Here is an 8244-nt window from a genome sequence, read left to right on the forward strand (position 1 = left end):
CAGCGCGATGTCCGCCGGGGTGATGGATTCCGCGAGCGAGCAGCCGGCCTTGGCGTCCGGGATCAGCACGGTCTTGCCCGGGTTCAGCAGCTTGGCGGTCTCGGCCATGAAATGCACGCCGGCCAGCACGATCACGTCGGCATCGACCTTCACCGCCTCGCGCGCCAAAGCCAGGCTGTCGCCGACAATGTCGGCCACGCCGTGGAAGATCTCCGGGGTCTGGTAATTATGCGCGAGGATCACCGCGCGGCGCGCGCGCTTGAGCTCCTGGATGGCTTGCACGTCCGCCTCCATCGTCGCCCATTCCGCGGGCGGGATGACGTGGCTGACACGCTGATAAATCGGATCGAAGGGCATGGGATATTCCTTTCCCTTGGTTCGTCAGGTTAAGCGATGGATGGTGTCGGGGCTCATGGTGACGGCGTCTCGCCCGGCGACCATGTCGCGTGAATGTTCGGCATCCGGCAGCCGTCCGCCCGGTGAGAGTGGCTTAGGAGTGGATTGGTTCATCGGCCTGGCCCATCCCCCATTCAAAAAGCAATTGTTGCCGCTCGGCGTTCGTCAGCAAGGGCAGTTCGAGGAGCCCTTGTTCGGGGTCCGCTGCCGCCCCCTCCAGGAGCGTCCGCAAATGCCCGGCCAGCCGCGCGATGCGGTCCTCGTCGAACAAATCCGTGCTGTACTCGATTTCCAGTTGGATTTTGTTCCCGTCATCGCTCAGCACCAGGGTCAGATCGAGCTTGGCGGTTTGCGGTCGTGTGCGCAGCAGCTCGGCGTTAAGCCCCGGCAGCCCGGTGAATTGGGGTTGGCCGTCGCGATCGCGCCAGTTCAGCGCGACCTGGAAGAGCGGCGCATAGCTCGGGTTGCGCTCCGGCTGCACCGCGGCCACCACCTGATCGAACGACGCGGAGCGGTGTGCATAAACGCCGACCAGCCCTTCCTGCACGCGGGCGATCAGCTCCCGGAATGAGGGCGCGCCGCCGAGATCCGTGCGCAGCACCAGGGTGTCGACCAGAAAACCGACGAGCGGCTGCAGTTCGGGCCGCTCACGGTCGGCGATCGGAATGCCGATCGTCAGATCGTCCTGGCCCGTATAGCGATGCAGAACCGCTGTGAGTGCCGCTGCAAAAACGGTGAACAAGCTGGCCCGCTCCTGCCGGCAGAGGCGCCGCAGATTTTCCGCCAGAGTGGCGTCGAATTCGAACTGTTTCTTGTCGCCGCGAAAGGAGATCGCCGGCGGGCGGGGGCGATCGGCGGGCAGGTCGAGCAATGAAGGTGCGCCGTGCAGCTTGTCCCGCCAGAAGGCGAGATCCGCTTCGACAGGCGCGAGTTGGGCCGGTTGCCGCCGCCAGACGGCATAGTCGGCATATTGGATCGGCAAAGGCGGCAGCGCGGCGCTCTGCCCGCGCAGGGCCGCGCCGTAGAGCGTGGCCAGCTCACGCCAAATGACGCCGAACGAGGCGCGATCACAGAAAGTATGATGCATCATCAGAATCAAGGCGTGGTCGTCATCATCGATCTCGACGATCGTGACGCGCAACGCGGGCTCCGTGGCCAGCCGGTAAGGCCCGCGCGGCTCGGTGATCAGCAGCGTCTGCAGTTCGCCCTCGCGCAGGCTGGGGGCCAAATGCCGCAGGCTGAGCCTTTTAAATATCAGCGGCCACGTCTCATGAATGGCCATTGTCGGCCGGCCGTCCGTGGTCTCAATTGTCGAGCGCAGGGTCTCGTGCCGCTGGACGATGACGTTGAAGGCCGCCTCCAGCGCCGCGATGTCGACGGTGCCCTTGAAACGAACGGCTTCGGATTCGTTGTAGACCGGTTCGCCATGATTCACCTGCTCCATGAACCAGAGGCGTTCCTGGGCGGGACTTAACGGGCAGGGCCGGGTGGCATCCCTTAGGGGGATGGGTTGCGCCTCGGCGCGGGCGCCTATGCCGGAAGTGTCTTCCGGTTGCGCCGGTTGCCGCATCCGGCGCCGCACCAGCGCCGCCAGTCGCGCGACCGTGGCGTTCTCGAAAAAATCCGCAAGGGAGAGCAGGACAGGCGTCTTTTCGCGGATGCGCGAGAGGCATTGAATGGCCTGCAACGATTGCCCGCCCAACGCGAAAAAATTGGCGTCGGGATCGATCCGCGTCTGCGCGAGCAGCTCCGTCCAGATGCCGGTGATGATCTGCTCGAGCGGCAAGGCGTCGCCGGACTCATGGCTCTCTTCGCTCATGTTCGCCGCTAACGCCGTGGCGGTTTCCGCCAGGCGCAGCCGCTGCACTTTTCCGGACGGACCCTTCGGCAGATCCAGCACGATATGAATGCGCGTCGGCGTCTTGAAATAACCCAGATGTTGCTCGCAATGACTCAGCAAGTCCCGTTCGTCGCACGTCACCCCAGGCCGCAGGACCGCGAATGCCACCACGTCTTCGCCGACATACCGGTCCGGTACGCCGACCGCGGCGGCTTCGGCCACCGCTTGGTGGGCTTCGAGAGTTTCGTCGATCTGCTTGGGCGCGATGTTCACGCCGGCCTTGATGATCAGCTCTTTCAGGCGGCCGATCATGAACACGTAACCGTCCTCGTCCTGATAGACGAGGTCGCCCGTATGCAGCCAGCCTTGCGCATCCAACGCGGCTTGGGTGCCGACCGGGTCTTTGTAGTAGCCCTGCATCAGCCCGTCGCCGCGGAGCCACATCTCGCCCGGCATGCCCACCGGCATATCGGCGCCATCGCGGTCGACGATCCGCACCGTCAACCCGGTTGCCACGCCCAGCGATCCGATCTTGTTTACGCCGGGCGGCGCGGGGTTCAGGAACACATTCCCTGCTTCCGACGCGCCCATGCCCTGCAGCAGCGGCACATCGAATTTGCGCATGAAGGCCTGGTGCAAGGCCGGCGAGAGCGCACCCGAAGAACTGCGCAGGAAGCGCACCTGCGAGAGGCTGGCAGCGAGGTCTGCCCGATCATCCTCCCAGTCCAGAAGCTGCGAGACGATGGTCGGCACCAAAGCTGACCAGGAACATTGATGGTCGATCAGCCAGTTCCAAAACGCCCCGATCGAAAAATGCTGCGGCACCACGATGGAACCGCCGCTCAGCAGCGTCGGCAGCAGCGTCACGGATTCCGCGTTGGCGTGGTAGAGCGGGAGCACCAGAAGCGAGCGATCCGCCGCCGTCAGATTCTGCTGTTGCACGGCATTGCGGGCGCGCGCCAGGACGGAGCGCTGCGTGTGGAGGACGCCCTTGGGTTGTCCGGTGCTGCCGGATGTATAAATCAGCAGTGCCGCGTCGTCCGCATCGGGCGGGATGCTGGCGGTTGTCGAGGCGGCGGGCGCGCCGGCATCTTCAGATGCGAAAACAATTTCAACCGGCCTGTCGACCTGCGTCAGCGCGTCTTTGATCACGGTGCCGTACTGAAGCCCCGCAAAGACGAGCTTCGCGTCGCAATGCGCCAACGTGTACGACAACTGGGCGGTTCCGGCGCGCGCATTGAGCGGCACCGTCACAAACCCCCCATACATGGTTGCCAGAAGCAGTTGCGCGGTAAACAGCCCGTTATCCATCAGAAAGGCGATTTTATCGCCGCGCGTCAAACCCATATCGCAAAACTGCCCGCACAAAAGGCGCGCCTGTTGCCGCAATGCCTTGAAAGTCAGCGTGCGCCCCGTCTCAGGGCTGATCAAAAAAAGGCGGTCCGGCTCCGCCTCAGCCCAGTAATCCATGAGGTCGCGGACCGTGAGGTCGCGGACCGTTTTGATGGCCGTAGTGCGCAACATGCGCGGTGTTCCTCCCTGGCCGGCACGAATGAGGCCGCTTAAGTCGCGACGCCCCGTGCCATTTCATTTACGAATGTGAAACTATGTCGACAATGAGGTCAAGTCAAAATAATAATACTATTCACATCAACTTTGCTTTGACGTATTCTTAACAATACGTTTTATACAAATAAATATTTTTTGGACAATCGGAGGCGCTGGTAGCTCACTGATGTGCGACAGGACATGCTGTCGATCGGGATAGCCTAGGCTTCGCGGCGTCATAGCGTGGCCGCGAAAATGCTAAAATCTCCGCCTTTCGCATGGCAATTTCCGGTCAAGCGATGCCGTGGGTGCGGGCGCCGTGCGCTTCCGGTGAGATTATGGGGGCGGTTGGGACAGCGGGCGTGCCGCATCATCCGATTCTGGTGTTTTGTAAATATTTTTATGAAATTGTATAAAAACACTCAAAAATATTAAAAATATGACTTGTTTTGCATGATTTTAGTGGCGCATCGCGGTGGTGCATGATATTTTTCGTTTCGAGTTGCGTTTATTAAATCGGTCATCGTCTTTTTTAGGAAAAATTTTTATGTTTTTGACTGAAAAGACTTGGTCCGCCGAACACGCCGAGCCTGATCAGAGAGGGCGGGGACGTGAAATCGCCGGCAGAGGGGTCGGTCAACTGACGATATTCGTGTTGTCGTGGTTGGTGACCTACAACAGGGCCTACCTTACGGGCGATGACGTCAACACGTTCAAAGGCACCGGTTACGGCGCAACCCTGTTCCTGCCCCGGCTGAAACCCGATTGGATCCCCAATCGGGTGGTCGATATGTATGGGCGTAATTTGCTGGTGCATGTGTTCGACACGATCTATTTTCCCGCCAAATCCATGTTTGGGGCGGATTTCTTTTTCGTCTTCAAGCTGTTCAACGCAACTTTGTTCGCGGTCTTTCTCTGTCTCGTTTACCGCTACATGGCCGATCTCGTGTTTTTCCGAGAGCGTTCGTTGCGGGAGGGGCAGAAGCGCGATGGGGGTATACTGCCGAATCTCCTCATCGCGTTTGTGATCTTAATGATTTTGCCGTGGACCAACGAAGTGGGCATGGTCTGTTACCAGTTTCCCGCCTTCCTCAGTTTCGTGGTCCTTGCGGAACTGTTCAAATTGATGCCGCGATTTTCCCTGCCGGAACCGCCCGGCGTTCCGGCCGCGTGGCTCGTGACGCTCGCGTTCATCGCGGCGTTTTCGCTGGAAGCCTATAGCGCGATCCTGGCGGCGGCGATCCTGTTCGCCGGGATGCTGAATGCCCCGTGGCGTTTGCGCGAGGTCTGGCGCGGACCGGCCTTCATCGTGTCCTGCCTGCTGGCGGTTTTTAGCGCCGCGGCGCTGGTGATTGCCGCCCGTCTCGCGCAAAGGCCCGATGCCATCGAGAAAGCATCGCCGATCAAGCAAATCGAAGAATTTTTCTTAAGAAATCAATTGCTGTCGCATGATGCCAGACTGTATTGCGGCCTTCTGGTGGTCGGCGTGGTCGTGCCGCTGCTGGTTCTGGCTTGCCTGCCTCTGTATCATCGCCTTGCGCGAGGAAATGGGAGCGCGGCGGGCTTGATCGCGCCGGTCTGGCAGAATTTCTCGTCAGCCCGCTGGGTGATTTTTTTTCTGATCGTGCTGTTCCCGACCATGATCGTGACGAGCCTGATCTCTCTGGAAACCAGCACCAATTATTTTAGCCTCCATACCTACCCGTGGGGCGGTTTTTTGTTGATCGCCGCATTTTTTGCCGTTCCTGCGATCACCATGCCGGTCATATCGGCCTGGGAGGGGAGTTTTTTGGCTGATACGGCGCGGATTTTTTTGATGATGTTATTCATCTCCGGCGCAGCCATCCACGCCATGCGCGATTCGATGCAGGACTACGAGAACTCGGTCAGAATTCAGAACGCGTATCGCGCGGCGCAGGAAAACATGACCGGCGTGTTCGATACCGGCCTGTCGCTCGACGCGCTGGCCCTGCAAATGCGGCCTTTGCCGACCGCACAGTCGCCCTCCCGATTCATCAGCGGGTATCCGCAATTTTTTAAAAAATATTACGGGGCGGACAGCAAGCTACTGTTCCAGTGACGAAGGCGCCGGCGCGCTCGCGTCCGCCTGATGCGAGCCGCTCGATGGCGTCCATTCTGCATCCGTTGCCGAACGGAAAAAGCATCGCGGTCAGAAGGTTGGACGCGGGGCATTCGGACTCAGGATGCGGCTATTCGTGCGGGGCTGCGGCATGTTGGGCGATCGGTGCCGGGTCTCTGGCATAATACGGGTCGAGGATGCCATAGCACGGGGTATCGCCGCCATAGGTTCTGCGAATCAGATAAGGCGGGCGCTGCTTTGTCTCCATGTAGATCCGCCCGATATATTCACCAAGTAGACCAACGCTGATCAGCTGCACGCTGCCAAAAAACAGCACGGCGACGAAGAGTGAAGCATAACCCGGAACCGGATTGCCGGAGACGATCGTGCGAATAAAGATATAGAGCGCATAAAGAAAGGTGATCAGCGCGCTCGCCGCCCCCAGGTAAGTCCATACCTTCAGCGGGAGGGTCGAGAAGCTGGTGAAGCCTTCGATCGCGAAATTCCACAGCGCGAGGCCGGAGAATTTGCTTGTCTCCGCGGCGCGCGGCGCGCGCGCGTAATTCAGCGTCACCGTGTGGAAGCCGACCCAGGCGAAAATCCCCTTCATGAAGCGCTGGCGCTCGGGCATCTGCTTGAGTGCATTTACCACGATGCGGTCCATGAGCCGGAAATCGCCAACATTTTCCGGGATCCGGGTTTTCGAGAGGTGGTTATGCAGCTGGTAGAACCAGGCGGCGGTTTTGCGCTTCAGGACGCCGTCGGTTGACCGGTCGGTGCGGCGGGCCAGCACCACTTCGGCCCCGGTTCGCCACGCGGCGACCATGTCGGCGATCAGCGCCGGGGGGTCCTGCAAATCAGCATCCATCGGAATCACCGCCGCCCCGCGGGCCGCGTCGATTCCCGCCGTCAGTGCCGCCTCCTTGCCGAAATTGCGTGAGAACTCCAGCACGTGAAAGCGCGCATCCGCCTGCGTGAGGATCAGAAGTTCGCGCAATGTCTGATCCTTGCTGCCGTCATCGACGCAGATGATCTCCCATTTTGTGTCGGGTACCGCATCCAACACCGGAAGCACGGCGTTAGCGAAATGCTGAACCGTGGCCTCCTCATTATAGAACGGAACGACGAGAGAAAGGAGTTCAGCCATGTCGACCAATCCCTTCCATAGGGCGACGTGATGTCCCAGCCTCAGAAGATTTGAAATACTGTATCTCTGCCAGCCGGATTGCGGAAGTTAAATTCCGATGTGGGAATGATATTCATTGGTCGGAATGGAGAATAGCGGAACGATCGGTCGCGCTTTTGCAACCAACGACAACATTCCGTAGCCGGGGCATGGAGCGAAAGTTGTGCGTCGGGTCCGGAACCGAAGGGCGACATGTTGTCAGCGGCGCCAGGCGAGCGGCTAGCGCAAGTCGCTGGCGACGAGCTTGCAGATGCATGGAAGGTCGGTGAAAGGTTACGTTACAAATGCAGCGTCATGAAAATACTGTTGGGGTCCTCGGCGTAGTCGCCAAATGGCCCGCAGTATGTGAAGCCGGCTCTTTCGTAGAGCCTGTGGGCGGATTGAAACGCTTCTGCGGTTCCAGTTTCAAGGCTCAAGCGCTCGTAACCTCTGGCTCGGGCAACTTCGATGAGATGTACAAGGATGGCCCGCCCGGCCCCCCGGCGGCGCAATGCCTTGGGCGTACGCATGGACTTGATCTCGCCATGCTTGCTGTCGAGTTCTTTGAGGGCGCCACAGCCAAGCAGCTGCGGCCCCTCCCACGCCGTCCAGAGAGTGATCTCGGGCTTGCGGAGTTTGTCCAGGTTCAGCGCGTGAACACTCTCAGGCGGAGAAAGCTCGTACATGCTTTCCAAGTGTTCGTTGAGCAGTGCGTGGATCTCAGTGCGAGAAAGGTCGTCGATCTCGATCTTCAGGGCCATAGTGACTTGTTCCATACGGTTAGTGGCCGCCGCAACAGGTTGAGGCTTATGCAGTTACAGCAAAAAATCGATCGCCTGCGCTTCCAGTTCGCGCAGACGTTCCTCTGCTCCCCTGTGCCGCCACGCTTCCTGCGTAATTTTCCTTGAGGCTAGAAGATCTTTCTGGAACACCAACTCCAGCTTCTGACCAAAGTTTTCCCCTAAGATGATCGCGTCTACTTCGTTATTATAGACCACGCTGCGCCAATCGAGGTTAGAGGAGCCAACCATGGACCATACACCGTCGACGACAGCTGTTTTGGCGTGCAATACTACGCCCTGGCGTTCATAAATCTGCACGCCAGCCCGAAGCAAGGAAGAGTAATGAGAGCGTCCTGCTGCAACGGTGATATTGCTGGTGCTTCGGCTTGGTACGATCAATTCTATATCCACCCCTCGTTTTGCAGCACATTCT

At 59.6% G+C, this 8244-nt stretch carries 6 protein-coding genes; 1 reads left to right on the forward strand and 5 read right to left on the reverse strand.

What is annotated here, in order from left to right; genetic code table 11:
* Together nadA and VNC39_RS01300 are read right to left on the reverse strand one after the other, a co-directional pair.
* Positions 1-357 (reverse strand): quinolinate synthase NadA (gene nadA / locus VNC39_RS01295; protein WP_325395398.1); only part of this gene is annotated, 357 nt, incomplete at its 3' end.
* Between the two features lie 133 nt (positions 358-490).
* Positions 491-3760, reverse strand: coding sequence for a condensation domain-containing protein (locus VNC39_RS01300; RefSeq protein ID WP_325395400.1), 3270 nt, complete (start codon positions 3758-3760; stop codon positions 491-493).
* 499 nt (positions 3761-4259) lie between these two features.
* On the opposite strand from VNC39_RS01300, the gene VNC39_RS01305 reads away from it, so the two are divergent.
* Complete coding sequence (locus tag VNC39_RS01305; RefSeq protein ID WP_325395402.1) at positions 4260-5864, forward strand: hypothetical protein; 1605 nt, start codon at positions 4260-4262, stop codon at positions 5862-5864.
* 130 nt (positions 5865-5994) lie between these two features.
* Here VNC39_RS01305 and VNC39_RS01310 read toward each other — a convergent pair whose 3' ends face one another.
* From VNC39_RS01310 to VNC39_RS01320, 3 genes are all read right to left on the reverse strand, one after another.
* The gene (locus tag VNC39_RS01310; RefSeq protein WP_325395404.1) at positions 5995-7011 is read right to left on the reverse strand and encodes a glycosyltransferase family 2 protein; all 1017 of its coding nucleotides are present in this window, start codon (positions 7009-7011) and stop codon (positions 5995-5997) included.
* A 317-nt stretch (positions 7012-7328) separates the two neighbouring features.
* Entirely contained in the window at positions 7329-7790 is a 462-nt protein-coding gene (locus VNC39_RS01315) for a GNAT family N-acetyltransferase (protein ID WP_325395406.1), read from the reverse strand.
* A gap of 54 nt (positions 7791-7844) precedes the next feature.
* Positions 7845-8244: phospholipase D-like domain-containing protein (locus VNC39_RS01320; protein ID WP_325395407.1), on the reverse strand; the 400-nt coding region annotated here is incomplete at its 5' end.

The sequence above is a fragment of the Acidocella sp. genome (assembly GCF_035535915.1).
Classification (GTDB): domain Bacteria; phylum Pseudomonadota; class Alphaproteobacteria; order Acetobacterales; family Acetobacteraceae; genus Acidocella.

What these genes read in the sequence shown, in the direction of transcription:
- VNC39_RS01300 (WP_325395400.1), bottom strand. Translation starts at nt 3,760, where the DNA reads ATGTTGCGCACTACGGCCATCAAAACGGTCCGCGACCTCACGGTCCGC.
- VNC39_RS01315 (WP_325395406.1), bottom strand. Translation starts at nt 7,790, where the DNA reads ATGGCCCTGAAGATCGAGATCGACGACCTTTCTCGCACTGAGATCCAC.
- VNC39_RS01310 (WP_325395404.1), bottom strand. Translation starts at nt 7,011, where the DNA reads ATGGCTGAACTCCTTTCTCTCGTCGTTCCGTTCTATAATGAGGAGGCC.